Origin of the sequence: Segniliparus sp., assembly GCF_051660745.1 — a bacterium.
Classification (GTDB): domain Bacteria; phylum Actinomycetota; class Actinomycetes; order Mycobacteriales; family Mycobacteriaceae; genus Segniliparus.
Map to the genome: position 1 here is coordinate 35,745 of NZ_JBOFQF010000004.1, position 24,293 is coordinate 60,037.

A 24,293-nucleotide genomic window follows, 5' to 3' on the forward strand; every position below is an offset into this window, starting at 1 on the left:
GAGGAGCAAGGGTGGAAACCTTCAACCACACCCTCGCCCTCTCCGCAGTGATTCTCTCGCTGCTGAGAGAGCTGGCCATATTATGGCTGGCGAACCACAAGCAGTAATAGCGACACTGCAGCCGGGAGGTTCGGTGCTAGCACACCGGGCCTTCCGGTCCTACACCGGAAGTATACGCCAAACCTCGATAAAGCCAAGGGTCAATCCACGCCAGGCTCCGCGTCGGGAAGCAAGTTCTTGGCGAAGCAGTTCGAGTACGCGAGGAGCTCGTGCGTGTAGGGCGGGAAGCGGGGGATCCGGTGGTAGCCCTCTTTCACGTACAGCCGCACCGCGTCCGGCTGCAGGTCGCCGGTCTGCAGGATGAGCCGCGCGGAGCCCGCCGCGAGCGCCGCCTCCTCCGAGGCGCGCAGCAGCGCCTGGGCCACGCCGGTCCCCCGGCTCTGCGCCGCCACGAACATCCGCTTCAGCTCTAATTCCCCGTCGTTCCAGCGCAGCGCCGCATGCCCGACGGGCACGGCTTCGCTGGCGAGCGCAGTTCCGACGGCCGAGTCGTCGCTGGAATAGACCACGATGGTGGCGTGCACGGTCTCGGGGTCGACGTCGTTGTGCCCGCTCGCCTCCGGCGGCAGCTGGCCCCGCCGATGGGCGTACCGGGGGCCGACCTCTGTCGCCATCGCCGCGCGCAGCTCGGCCGCGTCCGGATGCTCCCACGGCACCTGGCGCACCACGAATCGTCCCGATGTCGACATGGCCGACAGTTTAGGCCGTTTGGTCCGCCGTGAGCTCTTTGACGGCGGCCTCGATCTCCTCGCCCGTGGGCCCCGGCTGCGCGACGAACGCCGTGGCTCGGTAATACCGCAGCTCCTGGACCGACTCGACGATGTCCGCGAGCGCCCGATGGGCGAGCCCTTTTTCAGGCTGGTTGAAATAAATCCTCGGGTACCAGCGCCGCGACAGCTCTTTGATCGTGCTCACGTCGACCATGCGGTAGTGCAGCCAGGCGTCGAGCTCTGGCATGTCTTTGACGAGGAAGGAACGGTCGGTGGCGATGGAGTTCCCGGCCAAGATGGCGGTGCGGGGCGCGGGGAAGCGCTCTTTGACGTAGGCGAGCACCTGCGCCCCGGCTTCCTCGAGGGAGAGCGTCGAGGCGCGCACCGCCTCGGTGAGCCCGGAGCTCGCGTGCATGTTCGTCACGTACTCGTCCATCTGGGCGAGCTTGTCCTCCGACGCGTGGATCACCAGGTCGATCCCCTCGTCGATGATGTTCAGCTCGCCGTCGGTGACGAGGGCGGCGATTTCGATGAGCTGGTCGAAGCCGGGGCGCAGCCCGGTCATCTCGCAGTCGATCCACAACAGCCGGTCTTTCGTGTCTCCCATGGTCACCGTCCCCCGTAGAAGCGGTACATGGCCTTCGCGTAGAGCGGCCTCGGCAGGTAGTTCGCAAGCACGGATTGGATTTTATGCGCAGCGATGGGCGCCACGCGCAGCTTGTTGCGCCTGAGGCCTTCGACGGTGGCCTTGGCGGTCTGCTCCGCGCTGGCCCACAGGAACGCGGGGGACTTCGCCAGCGGGCCCGAGACGAGCTCGGTCCGCACGATGCCAGGGGCGAGCAAGGTCACGTGCACGCCTCGGTTCTGCACGTCGAAGTGCAGCCCCTCCGCGAATGTGTTGAGGAACGCCTTGGTCGCGGAGTAGGTCGTGGTGATCGGCACCGGCGCGTTGCCCGCGATCGAGCCGGTGACGATGATCCCGCCGCTGCGGCGTTCGAGCATCTTGGGCAGCGCGGCGAGGACGAGGTCGTAGGAGGCGACGACGTTGAGCTCCACCTCGGCGCGCTCCTGCGCGGGGTCGAGCCTGCCGTGCCAGAGACCGGCGGTGACGAATCCCGCGTTGCTCACCAGGATCGGCACGTCCAAGTCCGCCAGGTGTTCGACGAGCTTCTGCCGGTCGTCGCGGTTGGTGAGGTCCACCGGCCACGTCGTCGCCTCGACGCCGTGCTTGCGGTGGATCTCGGCGGCCACCTCGGTGAGCACGTCGCCTCGGCGGGCGACGAGGAGCACCGGGTAGCCGAGGGCGGCGAGCTCGAAGGCGATGGCTTTGCCGATGCCTTGGGAGGCCCCGGTGATCACGGCGGGCTGCCCTGGCGTGGGCGGGGGAAGTGGCATGACGCTCCTTAGAAGATCAACTGCGCATCATTCTAGGCCGCGCGCTCCCGATGCCCCCGCCCGATCACTTCCTGCCGAACAGGGACAGGATCGTCAACCCGTACAACCTGCGCGGCGTGTACAGGGCGGAGAGGGTTTGCAGCTTGTGCGCGAGGATGGGGACGGCGCGGAGTTTGTTCTTCGCCAGGCTCTCGACGGTGACTTTCGCGGTGTGCTCAGGGGTGGCGGTGACCAGCGAGGAGGAGAACACGCCCGCCTGCAAGTCGTCTTTGAGCGCGGTCTCGACGAATCCGGGCGCGAGCAGCGTCACGTTGACCCCTTGCGGTTTGACGTCGAAGTGCAGGCTTTCCGCGAAGGTGTTCACGAACGCCTTCGACGCGGCGTAGGTGCTGGCCGTGGGGAACACGTTGTTGCCCGCGTTCGAGCCGGTGAGGACGATCCCGCCGCTGCGGCGTTGGAGCATCTTCGGCAGCACCGCCAGCGTCGTCTCGTACGCGGCGATGACGTTGAGCTCGACCTCGGCGCGCTCTTTCGCGTAGTCGAGCCCCTTGTGCCAGAGGCCTTGCGTGGCGAAGCCCGCGTTGGCGACCAGGACGGACACGTCTAGTGCGGCCAGCTCTTCGAGGAACGCGCCCCGCGCAGTCGGGTCGATCAGGTCGACGACGCGGCCGTCCGCGTCGACCCGGTGCTTCGCGCGGATCTCCTCGGCGAGCGCCTCGAGCAGGTCGCCCTGGCGGGCGACGAGCAGGACGGGGTAGCCGAGGGCGGCGAGCTCGTGGGCGATGGCTTTGCCGATGCCTTGGGAGGCCCCGGTGATGACGGCGGGCTTTCCGGCGGCGGGCTGGGGGAGTGGCATGGGGCCTCCTTGGGCTTTCGAGGGATGGTGCGAGTCTATCCTTGCGCGATCAGAGCGCCCCGTACGCCTTGTCCAGGGACCAGCCGTACAGGCGCCTCGGGACGAGGGCCGAGAGCGCGCCCGCGACCTTGTGCGGGAATGCGGGGACGACCCGGAGTTTGTTCTTGGCCAGCCCCGCGACGGTGGCCCTCGCGGTGTGCTCGGCTTCGCCCCAGACAAAGTTCGGGATCGCCTTCGCGGCATGCGGGAGTTCGGCGAAGATCTCGGTGCGCACCGGGCCGGGGGCGAGCAGGGTGACGTTGACCCCTTGCGGTTTGACGTCGAAGTGCAGAGACTCGCTGAACGTGTTGACGAAGGCCTTGGTCGCCGCGTACGTCGTGTTCCTCGGTCCCGGCCCGTTGCCCGCGAGCGAGCCGGTGAGGATGATCCCGCCGCTGCGGCGGGCGAGCATCTTGGGCAGCACGGCGAGCGTCGTCTCGTACGCGGCGATGACGTTGAGCTCGACCTCGGCGCGTTCTTTCGCGTAGTCGAGCTCGTCCTCCCAGCGTCCGAGGGTGGCGACGCCCGCGTTGGCGACGAGGATGGACACGTCGACGTCCGCGAGGTGGTCTATGAGCTTTTGCCGCGCGTCGCGGTCGGCGAGGTCGACGGGGAAGGTTCGCGCGTCGACATTGTGGCGGGAGCGGATCTGGCCCGCGATCTCGTCGAGCTGGTCCGCCCGTCTGGCGACGAGCAGCACCGGGTGGCCGAGCTTGGCGAGCTCGAAGGCGATGGCCTTGCCGATGCCGCCGGAAGCGCCGGTGACGACGGCGGGCCTGCTTGGGTCGGGGTTGGGTATGGGCATAACGGCCTCCTCGGGACGGAATTTACTATATCAAATAGTATATTCCGTCCCGAGGGAGGGCGTCACAGCTTTGCGGCCAGCTCCGTGCCCTGCCGGATCGCGCGCTTCGCGTCGAGCTCGCCCGCGAGCAGCGCCCCGCCGACGACGTGCGCCCGCACGCCCTTGGCGACCAACTCGTCGTACAGCCCGCGCTGGGACTCTTGGCCCGCGCAGATCACGACATTGTCGACCTCGAGGACCTGGGGCTTCTCCTTGGCCTCGCCGAAGCTGATGTGCAGCCCCTGGTCGTCAATGCGCTCGTAGTTCACGCCGGAGAGCTGTTTGACCCGCTTCATCTTGATCGAGGCCCGGTGGACCCATCCGGTGGTCTTGCCGAGGCCCTTGCCCTGCGAGCCCGCGGTGCGGGCGAGCAGGAACACCTCGCGCGGCGAGGGCGCGGGCTTCGGCTTGGTCAGGCCGCCGCGCGGGCCGCCGTGCTCGGGGTCGATCGGGTCGGACACGCCCCATTCCTGGCGCCACTCCTTGATGTGCAGGGTCGGGGACTCGTCGGTGGTGAGGAACTCGCTCACGTCGAAGCCGATGCCGCCCGCGCCGATGACCGCCACGCGCTTGCCGACCGGCTTGCCCTCCTTGACCACCTCGGGGTAGGAGAGGACCATCGGGTGGTCGATGCCGGGGATGTTGGGCCTGCGCGGCGCGACGCCGGTGGCGACCACGACGTCGTCGAAGCCCTCGGCGGCCAGCTGGTCGGCGGTGACCCGGGAGCCGAGCCGCACGTCCACCTTGTGGTGCTCCAGCTTCGCCGTGTAGTAGCGAAGGGTGTGCTGGAACTCCTCCTTGCCGGGGATCTTGCTCGCCATGAGGAACTGGCCGCCGATCTGCGAGTCGCCCTCGTAGAGCGTCACCGCGTGCCCGCGCTCGGCGAGGGAGACGGCGGTCGCGAGGCCCGCGGGGCCGCCGCCGACCACCGCGACGCGCTTGGCCTTGCGGGTCGGCAGGAGCTGGAGGGTGGTCTCGCGGCCTGCGCGGGGGTTGAGCAGGCAGGAGGCCTTCTTGCCGACGAAGGAGTGGTCGAGGCAGGCCTGGTTGCAGGCGATACACGTGTTGATCAGGTCGGCCTGGTCGGCGGCGGCCTTGTTCACCCAGTCCGGGTCGGCGAGGAGCGGCCGGGCCATGGAGACCAGCTGCACCGAGGTCTCGGTCAGGATCTGCTCGGCGGCCTGCGGCATGTTGATCCGGTTGGACGCGACGACCGGGATGCTGACCTGCTGGGCGATGGCGTTGCTGTACTCGACGAAGGCGTTCGACGGCACGGAGGTCACGATGGTCGGGACGCGGGACTCGTGCCAGCCGATGCCGGTGTTGAGCAGGGTCGCGCCGGAGTCCTGGATCTCCTTGGCCAGGGCCACGATCTCTTCCCAGGTCTGCCCGTCGTCCACGAAGTCCGCGAGCGAGATACGGTACTGGACGATGAAGTTCGGGCCGACGGCCTCGCGGACTTTGCGGACGATCGCGTTGGCGATGCGGCGGCGCTTCTCCGGAGTCCCGCCCCACTCGTCGGTGCGCTTGTTCGTGTACGGGGCGAGGGTCTGGTTGATGAAGTAGCCCTCGCTGCCCATGATCTCCACGCCGTCGTACCCGGCGAGCTGGGCGAGCTTCGCGGAGCGGGCGAACTGGTCGATCGTGCGGCGGACCAGCCAGCCCGGCATCTTCTGGGACGGGAACGGGTAGATCGGGGCCTTGCCGCCGGACGGCGAGACGGCGAGCGGGTGGTAGGCGTACCGGCCCGCGTGGATCAGCTGGAGCAGGATCTTCCCGTCGTGGGTGTGCACGGCGTCGGTGACCTTGCGGTGCAGCCGCGCGTGCCACTCGCGGGACATCTGCCCGGCGAGGGGCTTGAGCCAGCCGAGGACGTTCGGCGAGAAGCCGCCGGTGACGATGAGCCCGACCCCGCCCTTGGCGCGCTCGCCGAAGTACGCGGCCATCTTGGGCAGATCCCACGGCATGTCTTCCAGGCCCGCGTGCATGGAGCCCATCACCACGCGGTTGCGCAGCGTGGTGAAGCCGAGGTCGAGCTCGGAAAGGAGTTTCGGGTACGGATTGGCGGAACGGTCAGCGCTGGTGGCCACTGGTCTCTCCTTCTTCGGGTTGGTTGTCGGTGCTGAGGGCTGTGATGGTCTCGTCGAGCCAGTCGATGAGGCCTTCGGTCTGGCGGATGCCGCCTTCGAGGACGAGGCGCTGGTGCAGTTGTGCCCCCGCGAGCTTGCCCTGGGGGAAATGCCGGACGGCGCTGTCTTGGTAATGCTGCAGGGTCCGCTGCGCTTCTTCGCGCTGCGTCTTCAGGTCTTTGAGCATCGCGTCGGGCTCGCCGTGGTGCAGGCCGCGCAGCTTGACCGGGATCTCCCAGCGCAGCGTCGGCGCGGGGCTCGGCTCGGCGAGCCATTTCGCGAGCTCGGCCCGGCCGAGGTCGGAGATCGAGTAGATCTTCTTGTCCGGCTTGCCGTCTTGGGCGACCACTTCGAAGGTGGCCCATTCGGCCTCGGTGATGCGCTTGAGGGTGCGGTAGATCTGCTGGTGGGTGGCGCTCCAGAAGAAGGAGATGGACTTGTCGAACCGCCTGGCCAGCTCGTATCCCGAGCTGGGCTGTTCGGCCAGCGAGACGAGGAGGGCGTGTTCCAGTGCCACGTCCCTAGAATAATGCGATTCGGCGAGCTATGCAACTCGTTGCAGTGCAACGGGTTGCTGTACAAGATTGTGCTGTGCTAGTTGCGCATAATCGTTTCGGAGCTTGGTCGGACGAGCCGCCGCTTCGGCGGCGGAGTCTTCGGGGTCGGCGGCGGCGGGAAACGCTGCAAGAACTCCCCGAGCAAGGCCGCCATGGTCACGAGCGCGCCGAGCCGGGCCCTCGGCCAGCTCGTTCCCCGCGCCGAGAGCACGGCGGCGCACCCGTCGACCAACCGGTCGCCGAGCACGGGGCTGGTGCACAGGGACGCGGCGAACGCGACTGCCGCGCCTGCTTGCCGTGAAAGCGGCATGCGGGACACTTGGTCCGGGGTCAACAGGAGCATCTCCGGGGCCAGGGTGGCCGCGCCCGCTGCCGAGCCCGCGACGAGCGCGGCACGGGCGAGGAAGCGCTCGCGCTTGGTGAGCGGGAGGTCCGCGACGGCGACGTAGGCTCCGAGCCCGAGCGCGCCGAGCGCCCCCATCCACCAGGGAGGCAGGGCGTGAGTTTGGGACGTGGGGCGCATAAAGCCATAATACGGCTCAGTTCGGCATTCCCAGGAGCGGCAGCTTGATGGACTCAGGCCAGCGAGAGCCGCCAGGCGCTATGCAGCTCGGCGAAGCGCCCGTTTCCTTCGACCAGGTCGGCGGGCGGGCCGTCTTCGAGGATCCTTCCCTCGCCGACCACGAGCACGCGGTCGGCGATTTCGACCGTGGAGAGCCGGTGCGCCACGATGATCGCGGTCCGGCCCGCGAGCAGCGCGCCCAATGCTCGCTGCACCACTCGCTCGCTCGGGATGTCGAGGCTCGCGGTGGCCTCGTCCAGCACGATGACTTTCGGGGCCGCCAGGAAGACCCTGGCGAAGGCGACAAGCTGGCGCTCTCCGGCGGAGAGCCGGTCGCCGCGCTTTTGCACGGCGGTGTCGTACCCGTCGGGCAGCGCGGCGATGAACTCGTGCGCCCCGACCGCTTGCGCGGCCGCCACGGCCTCGGCGAGGGTCGCGTCCGTTTTTCCGAGCCGGATGTTCTCGAAGATTGTTCCGGAGAACAAATACGGCTCCTGGGTCACCATGACGACCCGCGCGCGCAGTTCTGCGTCCGCTATTTCCCGCAGGTCGACGCCGTCGAGCCGGACCGAGCCCGAAGTCGGGTCGTAGAACCGCGCGACGAGTTTGGCGATCGTCGATTTCCCCGCCCCGGTCTGCCCGACCATGGCGACCACCTGTCCGGGGGCGATGGCGAGCGAGCATTCGGGGAGCACCGGCGGCCCGTCCGGGGCATAGGAGAACGCCACCCGGTCGAAGACGATCTCGCCCTCGTTCTTGGCCGGGACGACCGGATGCTCCGGCTCTGGCACGGCGGGGCGCTCTTCGAGCACGCCGGAGATCTTTTCCAGCGCGGAGGCGGCCGACTGGTACATGTTGAAGACCTGGGCCAGGGTCTCAAGCGGCTCGTAGAAGTTCCGCAGATACATCAGGAATGCGGCGAGCACGCCGACCTGCGTGTCGCCGTGGATCACCCGCCAGCCGCCGACCAGCAGCACGGCAACGGTCGAGAGGTTGTCGACCAAGCGGGAGAAACCGATGTAATCCGCCATGTTCAGCGTGGCCTCGACTGTAGTCGCCTGGTACTCGGCGCTCTCCGCCGCGAGGATGTCCTCGTTGCGGCGCTCCCTTCGGTACGTCTGGACGGCGCGGACTCCGCTCATCGTGTCCACATAGTGGGTGATCACCCTGGCGATGGCCCGTCGCGCGCGCCGCTGGGAGATCCGCTGGAGCCTCGCGGAACGTCGGGTCATGAGGACCATCGGGATAAAGCCGAGCGCGCCGACGATCGCGAGCGGCGCGTCGAGCCAGAACATGATGGCGGTCATGCTGATCAGCGACAACGTGGCGTTCATGGACTCGACGATCGATCCGCTCAGGAACTCCATGAGCGTGTCCATGTCGTTGCCGAGCCTTGCGATCACTTTGCCGGAGGTGTAGCGCTCGTGGAAGGCGACGGAAAGGCGCTGCGCATGGGCGAACACCGTGGTGCGCAGCTCGAACAGCATGGCCTGGGCGAGGATGGCCGATCTCGTGTTGGAGGCGTAGTTGAGCCACGCGCCGAAGAGCATCATGAGCAGGAGCGCCAGCCCTGCGAGCCCGAGCGCCGACCAGTCGCCCCGGCCTGCCCTGCTGATCCCTGAGTCCAGCCCGTACGCGACGAGGAGCGGCGTCAGCACGAAGCACGCGTTGTCGGCCAGCACAATGCCGAGGAAGAACCACAATTTCCGCAGATGCGGACGCGCCAGGTCGAGCAGCAGCGCCCGCGAGCGCCTGGCAAGGACCAGGTTGCCCTTCTTGTCGGGCTCTGCCTCCTCGTTCGCGACTCCCCGCCAGTCCTGCTCGTCCAGCGGGCGATCTGCTGCGTTATCGGAGCCTCGCGTGCCCTCCTCCCTCCCCAGCACGTGTCGGCTCCTGCTGCCTTGCATCTCATCCCGCTGGCCTGGCAGGACGACGTTCTTCTCGTCCTCCTCAGACATGGCTCGGCTCCAAGGCCGCGCCCATGACGTGGCGATAGCGCGCGGAGGCGGCGAGCAGGTCCTCGTGGGAGCCGACGGCTTCGATCCTGCCGTCCCAGATGAGCGCCACCCGGTCCGCGAGTGCGGCTGTGGACGGGCGGTGCGCGACAAGCAGGGTCGCCGCAGTGGACAACGCGGCCCTGAGCCTGGCCTGGACCAGCGCCTCGGTGTCCACGTCGAGCGCGGAGAGCGGGTCGTCGAGCACGAGCACCTTCGGCTGGCCGAGGACCGCGCGGGCCAACGCGAGACGTTGGCGCTGGCCCCCGGAGAGGCTCAGGCCCTGCTCGCCGATGCGGGTGCGGGTTCCCCACGGGAGCCTCGCGACGAAATCGGAAGCGGCGGCCACGTCCAGCGCGTTGGCGATCTCCTCGTCCGTCGCCTCGGGCTGGCCGAGCGCGACGTTCTCCCGGACGCTCGCTGAGAAGAGCACGGGCTCCTCGAAGGCCACGGCGATCTGCGCGCGCAGATCTGCGAGACGCAGCTCGCGGATGTCGACCCCGTCCAGCGTGATCCGCCCCGAGGTGGCGTCGAGGAGGCGGGGCACGAGGTTCGCGAGGGTGGTCTTCCCCGAGCCGGTCGGGCCGACCAGCGCCACGATCTCGCCCGGCTCGACGCGCAGCGACACGTCCGTGAGCACGGGGGATTTCGAGTCCGGATGGGCGAAGCCGACGTTCTCGAAGACCAGCTCGCCCCGGACGGGCCGCGCCAGCTCACGGGGATCGTCCGGATCCGCCACCGAGATCGGCCGGTCCATGAGCTCCCAATGCCGGTCGGCGGCGTTCATCGTGTTGAACAGGTCGCCGAGCAAGAGTGCGATCGAGGTGAGCGGCCAGTTCAGATACATGACCAGCGAGATGGCCGCGACGAGGGTGCCGAGCGTCCATTGCCCTTCCGGGACGCCCCAGCCGCTCGCCAGGAGCATCGCGGCGACCGCGAGCACGGGGGTCGCGCCGCTGACCATCCACAGCGAAGCCTTCAGCCGGGTCTCGCGCAGCTGCAGCGCGCGCAATGTGTCGGCTTGGGCGCTGTACTGGGCGATCGAGTCGTCGCCCGCGCCGAACGCCTTGAGCACGCGGACGCCGAGCACCGACTCCTCGACCGTGGTGGTGATGTCGCCGACGAGGTCTTGGACCTGCCTTGAGACTTGGTTCCAGGCGCGCTCGATCTTGCTCGTGGTCACGAGCATCGGCGTCTCGCAGACGATGAGGACGAGGCCGAGCGGCCAGCACAGGACGAGCAACGTGACGGTCACTGCGACGATCGCGACGGTGTTCACCACGAAGAACGGGCCGAAGAACGCCACGAAACGGCGCAACTGCCGGAGATCCTCCACGCCACGGGAGAGCAGCTGGCCGGAGTCCCAGTGGGCGTGCTCGCCGATGGCGAGGCGCTGCGCGTGGGCGAAGACCTTGGCCCGCATGCCGGTCTCGAGCTCGGCGGACGGGCGGGCTCCGACCCGCCGTCTGCCCCAGATGGCTCCCGAGTCCACCAGGCCAAGAATCGACACGATGACGACCGGCCACAGGAGGCCATGGGCGTCGCCGCGAGCGATCGGCCCGTCCACCACATGTTTGACGACGAGCGGGATGGCGATGCTGGTGACCACCGACGAGAGGATCAACCCCAAGGCAAGGCCGATCCGGCCCGCGTACGGACGCACATCCGGCCATAGGCGTAGGAGAGCGTTGCCGCCAGGGCTGGTTTCCGTCATGCCTTCATTCATAGCGCATGGGGCTGACAGTTTTCGACCCGTTTTGTCGGGCGGCGCTGTGGGACCGCGCCGTTTTCAGCGGGGGCCGATCACGGCTGTTGCTGGTTCTTGAGCGCCGCCTGGTCCTCTTGCAGCTCCTTGTAGGCGAGCCTGCCGATCAAGTGCGCGAGGACGGGGGAGGTGAGCAGCGCGAAGAGGGCGATGAGCACGAGCATCCCCACATCGAGGTTGTGGCGGAGCCGGAGCGCGGCTCCGACGCAGGTCAGGACGAGCCCGAGGGTCTGCGGCTTGGCCGCGGAGTGCATCCGGGTCAACGTGTCAGGGAACCGGACCACGCCGAGCGCGGCGGTGAAGGCGAGGAGGGAGCCCAAGAGGACGAGCAGTGCGGCGGCGAGGTCCATCAGTTCGGCCGCCTCCGCTTGTCTTTCCCGCGGGTCAGGGAGAGCCCGAGGGTCTGCGGCTTGGCCGCGGAGCGCGTCCGGGTCAACGTGTCCGGACGGTGTTGTCTGGAAGCGGGGACCACGCCGGGCGCGGCGGTGAAGGCGAGGAGGGAGCCCAGGAGGACGAGCAGTGCGGCGGCGAGGTCCATCAGTTCGGCCGCCTCCGCTTGTCTTTCACGCGGAACCGCACGACGCTGAGGGAGCCGATGAAGCCGAGCAGCGAGAGCGCGGTCGTCCCGTAGACGACGGTCGAGTCCAAGCTGTAGGCCGCCCAAGCGTTCAACCCGCACATCAGCACCGCGACCAGGGCGTCCACGGAGACCAGGCGGTCGAGCGTCCGAGGGCCGACGGCGACTTTCCACGCGGTGAGCAGTGCGGCCCCGCAGAGCAGGACCGAGGCGGCGAGCCAGATCCAGTGCATCACCCTGCCTCCCGCTTGCGGGCAGCGGCAGTCGGGATCGGCTTCTTGCCCTGCTCGAACGCGAGGCTGAACCATCGTTCCAGCACAGCGGTCTTCTCCTCGAACTTCTTCACATCGGCCTCGTTCCGGGACGGGATGAGATGGACTTGCACCCTGCGGTGCACCCGGTCGATCGACAGCACCACCGTGCCGGGGATGAGGTTGAGCGCGAGGATCGCGAGCGTGAGCACCAGGTCGGAGCTCATGCGCAGCTTCACCCAGTGGATTCCCCTGGCGGGCACGGGCGCGGGCCGCACGGCGTACCACGCGACTTGCGCGCTGGAGATCACCAGGTCCCTCGCGATGATCAGGCACAGCACGATCAGCGGGCCGATCCGGATCCGAGTGCCGACAGGCACCCGGGGCAGCGGCAGGAAGACGATCACGGCGACCGCCACGAGGACGCCCGACCCGACGATGAGCGGTGTCGCCTCGCCCCAGAGCAGCGTCCACACGGCGGTGAGCCAGACGACCGACCCGCTGCGGATCACCAGCTCGTGGAGCTGTTCGCCGCCTTTGATCCGGCTCATGGCGCGTCCCCCGCCTCTGCGGCGGCGCGTTGCGCGACGCCGAGGATCGGCCCTGCGGCGAACGCCAGCCCCAGCCCGAGCACCACCAGGGCGATGGTCGCGCCGACCATGCCCGCGGGCATGCGGCCAACATCTGCCCGGTCCGCGTACGCGATGTCGACCAATTCGCTTGTCATCGTGGGCGGCGCCGCGTTGGCGAGCTCGCCCTCCGGCGCGTCGTCGCGCGAGCGCCAGAACGCGAGGTTCCACACCCGCATGATCGCGTAGAGGGTGAGCAGGCTGGTGACCATGCCGCCCGCGACGAGGAGCCAGGCGAGGAGCCCGCCGTGGGCGATCGCCGCCTGGGTCAGGACGACTTTGCCGATGAAGCCGGAGAACGGCGGTATCCCTGCGAGGTTGAGCGCGGGGATCAGGAACAGCACGGCAAGCATGGGGCTCGCGGCGGCGAGGCCGCCGAGGCGGCGCAGCGACGAGGCTCCGGCCTGGCGCTCGATGAGCCCGACGACGAGGAAGAGCGTGGTCTGCACCAGGATGTGGTGCGCAACGTAGTACACCGTCCCCGTCAGGCCTTCCGGGGTGGACAGCGCGATCCCGAACACGAGATACCCGATATGGCTCACCAAGGTGAAGGAGAGGAGCCGTTTCACGTCGGACTGGGCGAGCGCGCCGAGGATGCCGATGAGCATGGTGCCGAGCGCCGCCACGAGCAGCGCCGAGTCCAGTCCGGACCCGGAGAAGAGCAACGTGTGCGCCCGGATGATGGCGTACACGCCCACCTTGGTCAGCAGGCCTGCGAAGACGGCGGTCACCGGCGCGGGGGCGGTGGGGTAGGAGTCGGGGAGCCAGGCGGAGAGGGGGAAGATGGCGGACTTCACGCCGAAGGCGACCAGCAGCACGGCGAAGACCGACGAGCGGACTCCGCCGGGGATGTTCGTCATCGCGGCGGCGATCTGGTCGAAGTTCAGCGACCCGGTCGTGGCGTAGACCAGCGCGATGCCGATGAGGAAGACCGAGGAGGAGAGGATCGAGACCATGACGTAAGAGATCCCGGCCCGGATCCGGGCGCCCCCGCCGCCGATGGTCATCAGCACGTAGCTGGACGCGAGCAGCACTTCGAACCCGACGAAGAGGTTGAAGAGGTCGTGCGCCAAGAACGCGTCGCACACCCCCGCCGTCAACGCCAGATAGGTCGGCAGGAAGATCGACACCGGCTCGTTCCCGTCGCCGTCGCGGATGCCCTGGCTCACCGCGTACACCAGCACCGCGAGCAGCACGCTGGCCGAGACCACGAGCATGAGCGCGGAGAGCCGGTCGACGCTCAGCTCCACGCCGAGCGGACCCGGCGAGGACTCCGAGGCGCCCCATCCGCCGAGGAAGAGGCGCTGGGCGCCCCGCGTGTCGACGAGGACGAGCAGCCAGACGCTGGCCACGAGGGTGACGGCGAGCGCTCCGAACGAGGTCAACAACGCGAGGCGGGGCCTGCGCCCCAGAATGAGCGTGCCCGCCGCCCCGGTCATCGGGATGATCATCGGGGCGGGGACGAGCGCCTGGGAGAGGAAGTCGCTCATGTCCGCAGCTGTCCTTCCGTGTCGCCGACGTCCACCCTGGCGGGCTGGTCGTCGGGCTCGGAGTCCTCGATCTCCGCGCGAAGGGCGACGATCTCGTCCTCGGCGTCGTCGTCCACGTCCTCGTCGGTCTGCAACCGGTACGAGCGGTAGGCGAGCGCGAGGACGAAAGCGGCCACGCCGAGGGAGATGACGATGGCGGTCAGGATCATCGCCTGCGCAAGGGGATCGGCGGCCCGGCCCTCCTCGGCGGCTCCGACGATGGGCGGCGCCCCCGACGGGCCGCCAGCGGCGAGGATGAGCAGGTTCACCGCGTTGCCGAGCAGGATGGTGCCGATCAGCATCTTGGTGAGGGTGCGGCGCAGGAGCAGGTTCACCCCGGTGGCTCCGAGCAGGCCGATGAGGACGACGAGCGTCAGGTTCGCGCTCATGCGGGAGTCCGCTCCGCGAGCGCCGAAGGGTGGGCCTCGGCCCCGGCCTTGCTCGGCGCGCCGACGGGGTCTCCTTCGTCCAGCCGGGCCCCGAGGCTGCGCAGGATGTCGAGGACCATGCCGACGACGATCAGGTACACGCCGAGGTCGAAAAGGCTCGCGGTGTTCAGCCGGAGCGTTCCGAGGACGGGGAGGTCGACGGCGAGGCTGGCGCTGGAGAGCGCGGGCAGGCCGACGAAGACGGACCCGGCGGCGGTGGCGGCGGTGAGCGCGAGGCCCGCGCCGAGGATCTTCCCGGCTTCCACGGGCAGCGTCTCGCCGAGCTCGTAGCGCCCGCCCGCCAGATACCGCAGGACCAGGGCGAGCCCGGCGACCAACCCGCCCGCGAAGCCGCCGCCGGGGGCGTTGTGCCCGCTGAAGAAGAAGTACACCGACAGGGCCATGATGGTCGGGAAGACCATCCGCGTCGCGATCTCCAGGATCATCGAGCGCTGCCTCGGGTCGGTGAACTCGCTCGAACGCAACCAGCTGACCTGGTCGCTGCCGCTGGTCGCGTCCGCCGCGAGGCGGGGGACCGTCCCGTAGCGGCGGTTCACGAACACCAGCGAGGCCACGCCGGTGGCCGCCACGAGCAGCACGGAGATCTCGCCGAAGGTGTCCCAGGCCCGGATGTCCACGATGATCACGTTCACGGTGTTCTTGCCGTGCGCCCGCTCGAGGCCCGCCCGCGCGAGCGAGTCCGCGAGGATGGGCGCGTTCCCCGGCCGCGCGCTGATGGCGAACATGGCGAGCACGGCCAGCCCGGTCCCGACTCCGAGGGAGAACACGGTGCGGGCGACGTGCGAGAGGACCGGGATCGGCTCGTTGGTGTGGGCGTCGAATTTGCGGAGCACCAGCGTGAAGACGACCAAGGTGAGCGTTTCGACGAGGAACTGGGTGAGGGCGAGGTCGGGGGCTCCGTGCAGGGCGAACAGCACGCCGCAGCCGTATCCGGTGATCCCGGAGGCGAGCACCGCGCCGATCCGGTGGGTGAGGACCACGGCGGCGACCGCGCCGATGACCATGACGACCGCGATGACGGGTTGGAACGGCGAGTCGTACGCGTGCCACGCGATCGTGCTCCGGGACCCGAGGAAGAGCACGGCGAGCGGGAAGACGGTGAGCACGGTGAGCGTCGTGGCCTGGGCGATCGGCAGCGAACCGCGCTGCACGAACGCCGTCACCCGCAGGGCGAACGCGGAGAGCAGGCGCATGAACTCGTCGTAGACCTCGTCCGCGTTGCCGAGGCGGCGGCGCGACTTCGGCAGCCCGGGGTTGGCGGCGAACAACGCGCAGCCGATCGCGACGGCGACCGCGACGAGGGCGGCTCCCGCGCCGAGGTGGGCGAATGGGGCAGGCCCGGCGGGCTCGGCTCGGAAACCCCGTCCGCCAGCAGCCGCGTCGAGGAGCGGCGACCATGCGGGCAGCGAGAACGTCGCGACGATCCCGAGCAGGCCGAGGAGGACGGGCGGCGCCCACAGCGCGACGGCTGGCCGCAGCGCGGGCTCCGCGCCCTTGCGGTGCGCGTAGAGCCCCCAGCTGAGCCGGAGGCTGTAGCCGGTGGTGAGCGCGGCGGCTCCGACTTCGAGCAGGACGAGCACGACGAGGCTCGTCAGCGGCGCCCGTTCGGCGAGCACGGCGCTGAACGCCGCGTCTTTGCCCGCGAAGCCCAAAAACGGCGGGAGCGCCGCCATCGAAGCCCCGCCGAGCACGCCCGCGAGCACGAGCGGAGCCGCCCGCCTGCCCATATGCGAGAGCTTGGGCAGGTGCCGGGTGCCCGCGGTCCGGTCGACGCCGCCGACGGTCATGAAGAGGGCAGCTTTGAAGAGCGAATGGGCGAGCAGCATCACGAGGCCCGCGACGCGGGACTCCTCGCTCTCCCCGCCGACGAACGTGGTCATGAGCCCGAGCTGGCTGATCGTGGAGAACGCGAGCACGAGTTTCGCGTCCCAGGCGCGCAGCGCCCGCCATCCGCCGAGGAAGGCCGTCGCGAGCCCGAACGGGAGGACCATCCAATGCCACACGGCGAGGTGGGCGTAGCCGGGGGCGAACCTGCACACCAGGTAGACGCCCGCCTTGACCATCGCGGCGGCGTGCAGGTACGCGCTCACCGGGGTCGGGGCCGCCATGGCGCCGGGGAGCCACAAATGCCAGGGGATGAGGGCGGATTTGGTGAACGCCCCGGTGAGCACGAGCGCGATCGCGACTTGGCCGAGCACGCCGCCCACCGGGTGGCGGACCACGTCGGAGACGAGGTAGCTGTTCGCCTGCTCGCCGAGGATGATGATCCCGACGAGCATGGCGAGGCCGCCGAGGGTGGTGATGTTGAGCGCGCGCAGCGCGGCCCGGCGGGCGACGAGCTTATGCCCCTGGTGCCCGACGAGCAAGTACGAGAGGACGCTCGTGATCTCCCAGAACGTGAAGAGCATCAGCATGTTGTCGCTGACGATGAGGCCGAACATGACGCCCGCGAACGCGGTGAGCTGGCCCGCGAGCGCGCCGAGCTTGGGCTCGTCCGGGGCGAAGTACCGCGAGCAGTAGACGAGGACGACCGCGCCGACGCCAAGGACGGGCAGGCACATGAGCACCCCGAGCGGGTCGAGCAGCAGGTCCACGTCCAGCGCCGCCTGTGGGATCCAGGTGTAGTGCTCGCGCAGCTGCGTCTGCCCGCAGCCGGTCGCGGCGAGCACCCATGCCAGGCTCGCGGCGGGCACGAGCGCGAGCCCGAGGAAGGCCTGCCTGCCCCAGCGCGCGACAAGCACAGGGGCCAAGAGCGCGGCTACCCCATGCGCGAGCAAGACATCGAACACCTATTCGATAATACACGATAATCGATGGAACCGCAACCCGAAAAGCGGGCCCAGGTCCTCTCCGAAGGCGGTCACAGCCCGGCGTGGTACATGTCGACAGTCACGGTGCCGAGCTTCGGGAAAGCGGTCCCAGGGGCCGGTTCCTGGTGGAAAATCTGCCCCGGCGGCTTGTTCGGATCGGGGAAGAGCCCGTTGCCCTGGGTGCTCGTCGTGCTGAACTGCCCCGCGAATCCCACCCTGCGCAACGCGCTGCGGGCTTCCTGCTCGCTCATGCCGCCGAGATCGGGCATGACGAACTGGTCGCCCTTCGAGATGGTCAGCGTGACGGCGGAGCCGCGCTTCGCGTCGGACCCCGGCTGCGGGCTCTGGCTCAGCACCTTGCCGTACGGCTCGGTCGAGCTCTGATCCTGGGTCTGCGGCGGGGCGAGCCCGGCGTCGGTGAGCGCCTTGGCCGCCGCGTCCTGCTGCGAGCCGACGACATTGGGCACCTGGGTCGTGTCCGGCCCCTTGGAGACGATCAGCTGGACCTTGCTGCCCTTCGCCACCTTCTTCCCCGCGTCGGGCGATGTGCGGATCACATGGTCTTTGTCGACGTCGTTGGAGAACTCGGTCTGCGCCTGGTCGGCCGCGCTCAGCCCGGCGTCCGAGAGGATCGACGTCGCCTCGCCGAGCGTCTTGCCCGCGAGGTCGGGAATGACCGCTTGGCCTGGCCCGGTGGAGACACTGAGGGTGACCTCGGCGTTCTTGTTGATCGCGCTCCCGCCTTGCGGCGAGGTGCCGATGGCCGTGCCCGATTTCGTCTGGGGGTTCTCCGGGTGCTCGATCTTCAGGTGCGTCACCCCCGCCTTGCGGAGCGAGTCGGTGGCCTGCTGCTCGTTCATGCCCGCGACGTTGGGGAGCATGATGTACCCAGGCTGCAGCGGCATCGCCCGGTGGAGCGCGAAGTACGCGGACACCATCGCCACCACGACGGCGACGGCGAGCGCGACGTAGACCCCTTTCGGCCTCGGGCGCGGCTCGGCGACCAGCCGCCCGTGCTCGCGCAGCGGCTTGTGCGTCGGCCCGGTGATCTCCCCGGTGGAGAGCAGCGAGTGCCGTTCCGCCTCGGACATGACCCGGGGCGCGTTCGGCCGCTCGCCCGCCCTCAGCTTGAGCAGGTCGTCGCGCAGCTCCGCCGCGGACTGGTAGCGGTTCGCCGGGTTCTTGCTCATGGCCTTGAGCACGACGGCGTCGATGTCCGGGGAGAGGGACTTCTTGATCGAGGACGGCGGCTTGGGGTCTTCCCGCACGTGCTGGTAGGCGATGGCGAGGGGGGTGTCCCCGGTGAACGGCGGCGAACCGGCCAAGAGCTCGTAGAGCACGCAGCCCAAGGAGTACACGTCCGAGCGCGGGTCGACGGTCTCGCCCCTGGCCTGCTCGGGCGAGAGGTACTGCGCGGTCCCGATCACGGTCGCGGTCTGGGTCGCCGTGATCGTCGCGTCGGAGATGGCCCGGGCGATGCCGAAGTCCATCACCTTCACCTGGCCGAGCTTGTTGATCATGATGTTGCCCGGCTTGACGTCGCGGTGCACGATGCCGTTGTGGTGGCTGAAGTCCAGGGCCGCGGCGACGTCCGAGATCCACGCGAGGACCTGCTCGGTGGTGAGCGGGCCGTCCTGGAGGGCCTCGCGCAGCGTCTGCCCGTCGACGTACTCCATCACGATGTACGGCATCGGGCCCTGGTCGGAGGCCGACTCGCCGGTGTCGAAGACAGAGACGATCATCGGGTGGTTGAGCGAGGCGGCGTTCTGCGCCTCGCGTCGGAACCGCAGGTAGAAACGCGGATCGCGGGCGAGGTCCGGGCGGAGCAGTTTGATCGCGACCTCGCGGCCGAGCCGCTCGTCCCGCGCGATGTGGACTTCGGACATGCCGCCGTAGCCGATCGCCTCGCCGAGGGTGTACCGGCCGCCGAGATGCTTCGGAGTGGTCATTGCCGCGCCCTGCTCGCCGTCACCCTGCTCGTCGTTTCCCTGGTCATCGTTGCCCCCCGTCCGCCAACGCCTGTGCGATGACTGCCCGCCCGATCGGCCCCGCGACGCTTGCCCCGGTCGCGCCCGCGCCGAGCGCGTCCGAGCCCTCGACGAGCACGGCAAGGGCGATCACCGGGTGGCTGGCAGGCGCGAACGCGACGTACCAGCTGTACGGGCTCTTGTTGTTCGGGTTGTCCGCTGTGCCGGTCTTCGAGGCGATTTCGAGCTTCGGGTCCTTCCCCTTGCCGCCTGCGCGGCGCTCCGCCTCGACCATCAGGTCGGTGAGCGTCTTCGCGATCTGCGGGCGCATCGCAGGGACGAGCACCGAGCGCTTGGTCTGGTCGTCGCCGAGCGGTTTGAGGTCCGGCCCGAACTCCTGCTGCACCACGAACGGCCGGGCGAGGAAGCCGCCGTTGGCGACGCAGGCGGTGATCTCGGCGTTCATCAGCGGAGTCAGCCGCACATCGCGTTGCCCGATCACCGACTGACCGAGCGCTGCCGCGTCTTTCTGCAGCAGGTTCGGCTCGTCCGGGCTGACCAGCTGCGACGGGACCACGGACATGGGGACGGCCTGTTTGTCGGTGAGCTGCAACTGGGTCGCCATCCCGCGCAGCACCGCTTCCGCGTTCGGCACCTTTTGCGTCATGAGCTGCACGAACGCGGTGTTGCACGAATACGCGAAGGCCTGGCGCAGCGTGACTTCGCCGCCAACCGAGTCGGGGCACGTCTCCCCGCCGTAGTTGGGGATCGTCGCGGTCGCGGTGCCGGGCAGCGGGATGGACCCCGCCGCCGTGAGCCGGATGTCCGGGGAGATCCCGTAGGACAGGGCGGCTGCCGTGGTCACCACTTTGAACGTGGAGCCGGGCGGGTACGCCTCCTCGATGGCCCGGTTGACCAGCGGGCGGTTCGGGTCGTGGGACAACGTGTCGTAGTACTTGCTCGTGTCGTCGAGGTTGTGGCTGGAGAGCTGGTTGGGGTCGTAGCTCGGAGCGGAGGCCATCGCGAGGACCGCGCCGTTCCTCGGGTCGAGGGCCACCACCGCCCCGACGCAGCCGCCGGGGCAGCCTGCGGAGAGCTGCTGGTACGCCACTTCCTGCAGCTTCGCGTCGATGGTGGTGTTCACCATGCCGCCGCGCTGTCCGTGGCTGGCGAGGAAGTCCAGGAGCCGCTGCGAGAAGAGCCGGTCGTCCGTGCCGTCGAGGACGGCGTTCTCCTTCAGCTCGAGGCCGGTCTTGCCGCGCATCATCGAGTAGTACCCGGTGATCGGCGCGTATGCCATCGGGTCGTTGTACTTGCGCAGGTAGAGGAACCGGTCGTCGCTCGGGTCGGAGTAGGCGAGCAGCGTCCCGCCCGCAGTGATCTTGCCGCGCGGCTCGGAGTACTCGTGGTAGAGGGCGCGGCGGTTCTGCGGGTTCTTCCGCAAGCTGACCGACCACCAGGCCTGCACAAAGGTCATATTGGCGATCAGGATCAGGGGGAAGAGCCAGGCCAAGACGAGCCCGACCCTGCGCAGCGAGGTGTTCATCGCGCCTGCTCCCCGCTTATTTTTTGGTCGCTTGTTCTTTGGTCGCTTGTTCTTTGGTCGCTTGTTCCTTGGTCGCTTGTCTCCCCGGAGCTTTCATGCTCTGCGGGCACTTTCGGCAAGTGTGCGGTCGTCACGTCCTGGTCGGGCGCGGGCTGCGGGGCCGAGGCCTTCGCCGCCGAGTGCTTGGTCGTCTTGGCCTTGCCGCTCGCCGGGGCCGCGACCGGCAGCGAGCCGGGCTTGCGGGCCTCGTGGGAGATCTTGAGCAGGAGCGCGAGGAGGATGTAGTTCGAGAGCAGCGAGGAGCCGCCGGACGACATGAACGGGGTGGTGAGGCCGGTCAACGGGATGAGGTCGGTGACGCCGCCCGCGATGATGAAGACCTGGAGCGCGACGGTGATCGCGAGGCCTGCGGCCAGGAGCTTGCCGAAGCTGTCCCGGACGGTGAGCGCGACCCGGACGCCCCGGTCGACGAGCAAGTAGTACAGCAGGACGATGGCGGCCAGCCCGATGAGCCCGAGCTCCTCGCCAGCGGCGGCGAGGATGAAGTCGTTGTGCGCCTCGGGGATCCGGGCCGGAGAGCCCGCGCCGAGGCCGGTGCCGCCGAGCCCGCCGACGGCGAGGCCGAACAACGCCTCGCAGAGCTGGTAGCCCTTGTTGTCGCAGTCGGCCAGCGGGTCCCACCAGGCCTGGGCGCGGGTTTCGACGTGCGGGATGCTCGTGAACGCGAAGGCTCCCGCGGCCACGAGCATCAAGAGCCCGATGAGCAGCCAGCCGAGCCGCTCGGTGGCGATGTACAGCATGATCAGGGCGGTGAGGAAGATGAGCAGCCCCATGCCGAGGTCGTTCTGCAGGAACAAGGTGGCGATCGCCAGGCCCCATGCCAAGAGCAGCGGCCCGAGGTCGCGCATCCTCGGCAGGTCCATGCCCAAGACGCGCTTGCCCGCCGTCACGAAGAGCTCGCGCTTGGCAACCAGCAGCGAGGCGGAGCAGACGATGAGGGCGATTTTGGCGAACTCGCCCGGCTGGATCGTGAGGAAGCCGAGGTGGATCCACACGTTCGAGCCGTTGACGGGCGCCGTGAAGATCGGGATGGCGAGGAACAGCACGCCGAGGGCCCCGAGGGTGTAGCCGTACCTGGAGAGCACCCGGTAGTCCTTCAAGAAGACAAGGACAAGGCTGAACGCCACGACGGACACGAAGGTCCAGGCCAGCTGGGGATTGGTGTCGAAGCTGAGGATGGATTGGCGCACCGCCTCGCTCCCGGGGTCGCGCACCTCGACGCCGATCCGGAAGATGAGGATCAAGCCGATGCCGTTGAGCAGGGCCACCACCGGGAAGAGCAGCGGGTCGGCGTACGGCGCGAAGAACCGGATCACGAGATGCGCCCCGCCCATCATCACGCCGTAGACCAGCGCGATCCGCACGAGGTCGCCGAGGACGGGCCGGTGCAGGTTCATGTCGACCAGCGCCAGCGCCGCGAGCACCACGACCACGGCGACCACGATGAGCAGGAGCTCGATGTTCCGGCGGCTGCGCGGCGCGGCGTGGCTGCCCGTGGCGGGCGGGGCCGCGTTTTTTCTCTGAGCCGCGTTTTTGCTCTCAACCGCTTCCGGCCGGACAGCAGTCCCCGACATGCTCATCCGTGCCGCTCCCGGCAGTCGACTCCAGGCTTCCAGGCGCGCAGCACCTCCGACGGCGGTGCGGGGAGCTCCATGCTCGGCTCGATGGACGGGAACGGGCTTTCCGACGCGGGAGGCGCGGGAGGCTCGCCGGGGGCCGACGGCGGGGCGGAGAGCCCGGTGCTCGGCTCCGCCTGCGGCGGCGCGCTCGGAGCGACGGCGGGCGGGGGAGCCGTCACGTGGTCGGCGCAGTTCGGGAGCAGATGCTCGAGCAGCAGCCGGACCTGGTCGCGAATGTCGTCCCGACCGCCGGAGGGCAGGTTGGACACGCTGGAACGGGTGGCTGCCTCAAGGTCGGAGAGCTTGAGCGGGACGCAGCCTTGGCGGGCCTCGTCCGCGCGGAGGAACTCCGGCTTGGACTTCCCGCCGGGCGCGCTGGGCTCGCGGAAGCACACTCGCGTGTCCACGGACTGCAGGCGCACGCCGAACAACGACCCGGAGACGCCGCGGTACACGACGACGTAGCCGTTCTCAGAGCCGGTGTAGTAGTTGGAGCGCAGCAAGGCTCGTCCGCCGTATGCGGCCGCGACGAGGGCCACGAGGGCCACGGCGAGGACCGCGATCCAACGCCAAGGGCGGCGGCGACGGGCGGGGGAGCCCGCGCCCTCTTCGGCCGCCGAGACCTTCACCGGTGCGCGCTGCTGCTGGCCGAGGGCGGCGGCGCGCCCTGCCGCGCTGTCCGGCGGCGGCGCGTGCTGCTGGTCCTCGCCCAGCGCCGCGCCCGCGATGATCGGCTGCGTCTGCGCGAACCCGGAGTCGGCCACTTCGGCGACCACGACGGTGACGTTGTCCGGGCCGCCGCTGCGCAGCGCGAGGTCCACGAGCTTGTCCGCCGCCGCGTCGATGTCCCCTTCGCCGAGGACGGTCTCGATGGTCGCCGCGCTCACGACGTCGGAGAGCCCGTCCGAGCAGAGCAGGTACCGGTCTCCGGCCAGCGCCTCTCGCACGTTGAAGGTTGGCTGCACCTCGTGCCCGGTGAGCGCCTTGAGGATGAGCGAGCGCTGCGGGTGCGAATGCGCTTCCTCGGCGGTGATGCGCCCTTCGTCGATCAGGCTCTGCACGTAGGTGTCGTCACGGGTGATCTGCGTGAGATGCTCGTCGCGCAGCAGGTAGGCGCGGGAGTCGCCGACGTGCGCGAGCCCCATCGAGGTCCCGGTGAACAGAAGGGCGGTGAGCGTCGTCCCCATGCCGTCCCGCTCGGGGTGCTCGGACACGTGCTCGGCGATGGCGATGTTGCCGGAGCGGACGGCGTTCTCAAGCTTGGAGAGGATCTCTCCGCCCGGCTCCTCGTCGTCCAGCGGGATCATGGCGCTGATCACCAGCGCGGAGGCGACTTCGCCCGCCTCGTGCCCGCCCATGCCGTCCGCGAGCGTCAACAGGCGCGCGCCCGCGTACGCCGCGTCCTCGTTGTTGCCCCGGACGAGTCCCCGGTCGCTCCGGGCCGCGTATCTGAGTACCAGGCTCATGCGCGCAGCTCGACTACTGTTTTGCCGACCTGGATGGGGGAGCCGAGCGGCACCCGCACCGCTGCGGTCACTTTGACCCGGTCGAGATAGGTGCCGTTCGTGGACCCGAGGTCCTCGACGAACCAGTCTTCCCCGCGTTTCAAGAGCCTGGCATGGCGAGAGGACGCGTATTCGTCGGTCACCACGAGCGTCGAGTCGTCTGCCCTGCCGATGAGCACGGGCGCGTCGCCGAGCGCGATCCTCGTGTTCTTGAGCGCCCCCCGGGTGACCACGAGGTACTTCGCCTGCCGTCCCCGGCCGAAATTGGCGAAGAATCCGGAGCTCTGCCCCTTGCTCTGCGCGGGCATGCGCGACCCCGACGCGCTCGTGATGTCCGATCGGATCACGCGGACCACGGCGAAGACGAAGAGCCACAAAAGCGCTAAGAAGGCGGCGCGGCCAGCCTGCCAGATCAGTGCCTGTTGCTGCATGTCGACCTC

At 69.1% G+C, this 24,293-nt stretch carries 22 protein-coding genes; all 22 read right to left on the bottom strand.

Going from position 1 to position 24,293, the window contains the following annotated elements; genetic code table 11:
• Positions 1–200: 200 nt before the first annotated feature.
• The 22 genes from ACRC20_RS02155 to ACRC20_RS02260 all read right to left on the bottom strand — a co-directional run bounded on the left by ACRC20_RS02155 (position 201) and on the right by ACRC20_RS02260 (position 24,284).
• Complete coding sequence (locus ACRC20_RS02155) at positions 201–749, bottom strand: GNAT family N-acetyltransferase (protein WP_438684691.1); 549 nt, start codon at positions 747–749, stop codon at positions 201–203.
• A gap of 10 nt (positions 750–759) precedes the next feature.
• Positions 760–1,377, bottom strand: coding sequence for an oligoribonuclease (gene orn / locus ACRC20_RS02160; protein WP_438684692.1), 618 nt, complete (start codon positions 1,375–1,377; stop codon positions 760–762).
• A gap of 2 nt (positions 1,378–1,379) precedes the next feature.
• The gene (locus tag ACRC20_RS02165) at positions 1,380–2,165 is read right to left on the bottom strand and encodes an SDR family NAD(P)-dependent oxidoreductase (protein WP_438684693.1); all 786 of its coding nucleotides are present in this window, start codon (positions 2,163–2,165) and stop codon (positions 1,380–1,382) included.
• 64 nt (positions 2,166–2,229) lie between these two features.
• Positions 2,230–3,021: an SDR family NAD(P)-dependent oxidoreductase gene (locus ACRC20_RS02170; protein WP_438684694.1), complete on the bottom strand. Its 792-nt coding sequence runs from the start codon at positions 3,019–3,021 to the stop codon at positions 2,230–2,232.
• 49 nt (positions 3,022–3,070) lie between these two features.
• Positions 3,071–3,865 carry an SDR family NAD(P)-dependent oxidoreductase gene (locus tag ACRC20_RS02175; RefSeq protein WP_438684695.1) on the bottom strand — a complete coding sequence of 265 codons (795 nt, stop codon included), beginning with the start codon at positions 3,863–3,865 and terminating at the stop codon, positions 3,071–3,073.
• A gap of 62 nt (positions 3,866–3,927) precedes the next feature.
• Positions 3,928–5,994 carry an FAD-dependent oxidoreductase gene (locus ACRC20_RS02180; protein ID WP_438684696.1) on the bottom strand — a complete coding sequence of 689 codons (2,067 nt, stop codon included), beginning with the start codon at positions 5,992–5,994 and terminating at the stop codon, positions 3,928–3,930.
• Positions 5,978–6,550: a PadR family transcriptional regulator gene (locus ACRC20_RS02185; protein ID WP_438684697.1), complete on the bottom strand. Its 573-nt coding sequence runs from the start codon at positions 6,548–6,550 to the stop codon at positions 5,978–5,980. Before ACRC20_RS02185 ends, ACRC20_RS02180 begins: the two co-directional genes overlap by 17 nt.
• A 77-nt stretch (positions 6,551–6,627) precedes the next feature.
• Positions 6,628–7,113, bottom strand: coding sequence for a tat pathway signal sequence (locus ACRC20_RS02190; RefSeq protein ID WP_438684698.1), 486 nt, complete (start codon positions 7,111–7,113; stop codon positions 6,628–6,630).
• Positions 7,114–7,166: 53 nt separating this feature from the next.
• Positions 7,167–8,981: an ABC transporter ATP-binding protein gene (locus tag ACRC20_RS02195; protein ID WP_438684734.1), complete on the bottom strand. Its 1,815-nt coding sequence runs from the start codon at positions 8,979–8,981 to the stop codon at positions 7,167–7,169.
• 121 nt (positions 8,982–9,102) lie between these two features.
• Positions 9,103–10,860 carry an ABC transporter ATP-binding protein gene (locus ACRC20_RS02200; protein ID WP_438684699.1) on the bottom strand — a complete coding sequence of 586 codons (1,758 nt, stop codon included), beginning with the start codon at positions 10,858–10,860 and terminating at the stop codon, positions 9,103–9,105.
• A gap of 89 nt (positions 10,861–10,949) precedes the next feature.
• Entirely contained in the window at positions 10,950–11,261 is a 312-nt protein-coding gene (gene mnhG, locus ACRC20_RS02205; RefSeq protein ID WP_438684700.1) for a monovalent cation/H(+) antiporter subunit G, read from the bottom strand.
• Entirely contained in the window at positions 11,261–11,449 is a 189-nt protein-coding gene (locus ACRC20_RS02210; RefSeq protein ID WP_438684701.1) for a hypothetical protein, read from the bottom strand. The genes mnhG and ACRC20_RS02210 overlap by 1 nt, the downstream gene beginning before the upstream one ends.
• Positions 11,449–11,721, bottom strand: coding sequence for a monovalent cation/H+ antiporter complex subunit F (locus ACRC20_RS02215; RefSeq protein WP_438684702.1), 273 nt, complete (start codon positions 11,719–11,721; stop codon positions 11,449–11,451). Before ACRC20_RS02215 ends, ACRC20_RS02210 begins: the two co-directional genes overlap by 1 nt.
• Positions 11,721–12,290 (bottom strand): Na+/H+ antiporter subunit E, encoded by a 570-nt coding sequence (locus ACRC20_RS02220; protein WP_438684703.1) that lies wholly within the window; start codon positions 12,288–12,290, stop codon positions 11,721–11,723. Before ACRC20_RS02220 ends, ACRC20_RS02215 begins: the two co-directional genes overlap by 1 nt.
• Positions 12,287–13,858 (bottom strand): Na+/H+ antiporter subunit D, encoded by a 1,572-nt coding sequence (locus tag ACRC20_RS02225; RefSeq protein WP_438684704.1) that lies wholly within the window; start codon positions 13,856–13,858, stop codon positions 12,287–12,289. Before ACRC20_RS02225 ends, ACRC20_RS02220 begins: the two co-directional genes overlap by 4 nt.
• Entirely contained in the window at positions 13,855–14,286 is a 432-nt protein-coding gene (locus ACRC20_RS02230; protein ID WP_438684705.1) for a Na(+)/H(+) antiporter subunit C, read from the bottom strand. Before ACRC20_RS02230 ends, ACRC20_RS02225 begins: the two co-directional genes overlap by 4 nt.
• Positions 14,283–17,135: a Na+/H+ antiporter subunit A gene (locus tag ACRC20_RS02235; RefSeq protein WP_438684706.1), complete on the bottom strand. Its 2,853-nt coding sequence runs from the start codon at positions 17,133–17,135 to the stop codon at positions 14,283–14,285. The genes ACRC20_RS02230 and ACRC20_RS02235 overlap by 4 nt, the downstream gene beginning before the upstream one ends.
• A 71-nt stretch (positions 17,136–17,206) precedes the next feature.
• Complete coding sequence (gene pknB, locus ACRC20_RS02240) at positions 17,207–19,105, bottom strand: Stk1 family PASTA domain-containing Ser/Thr kinase (RefSeq protein ID WP_438684707.1); 1,899 nt, start codon at positions 19,103–19,105, stop codon at positions 17,207–17,209.
• A gap of 43 nt (positions 19,106–19,148) precedes the next feature.
• Positions 19,149–20,669, bottom strand: coding sequence for a penicillin-binding transpeptidase domain-containing protein (locus tag ACRC20_RS02245; RefSeq protein ID WP_438684708.1), 1,521 nt, complete (start codon positions 20,667–20,669; stop codon positions 19,149–19,151).
• Positions 20,666–22,309 carry an FtsW/RodA/SpoVE family cell cycle protein gene (locus tag ACRC20_RS02250; RefSeq protein ID WP_438684709.1) on the bottom strand — a complete coding sequence of 548 codons (1,644 nt, stop codon included), beginning with the start codon at positions 22,307–22,309 and terminating at the stop codon, positions 20,666–20,668. Before ACRC20_RS02250 ends, ACRC20_RS02245 begins: the two co-directional genes overlap by 4 nt.
• Positions 22,306–23,814: a PP2C family protein-serine/threonine phosphatase gene (locus ACRC20_RS02255; protein WP_438684710.1), complete on the bottom strand. Its 1,509-nt coding sequence runs from the start codon at positions 23,812–23,814 to the stop codon at positions 22,306–22,308. The genes ACRC20_RS02250 and ACRC20_RS02255 overlap by 4 nt, the downstream gene beginning before the upstream one ends.
• Complete coding sequence (locus ACRC20_RS02260) at positions 23,811–24,284, bottom strand: FHA domain-containing protein FhaB/FipA (RefSeq protein ID WP_438684711.1); 474 nt, start codon at positions 24,282–24,284, stop codon at positions 23,811–23,813. The genes ACRC20_RS02255 and ACRC20_RS02260 overlap by 4 nt, the downstream gene beginning before the upstream one ends.
• Between the last annotated feature and the right edge of the window lie 9 nt (positions 24,285–24,293).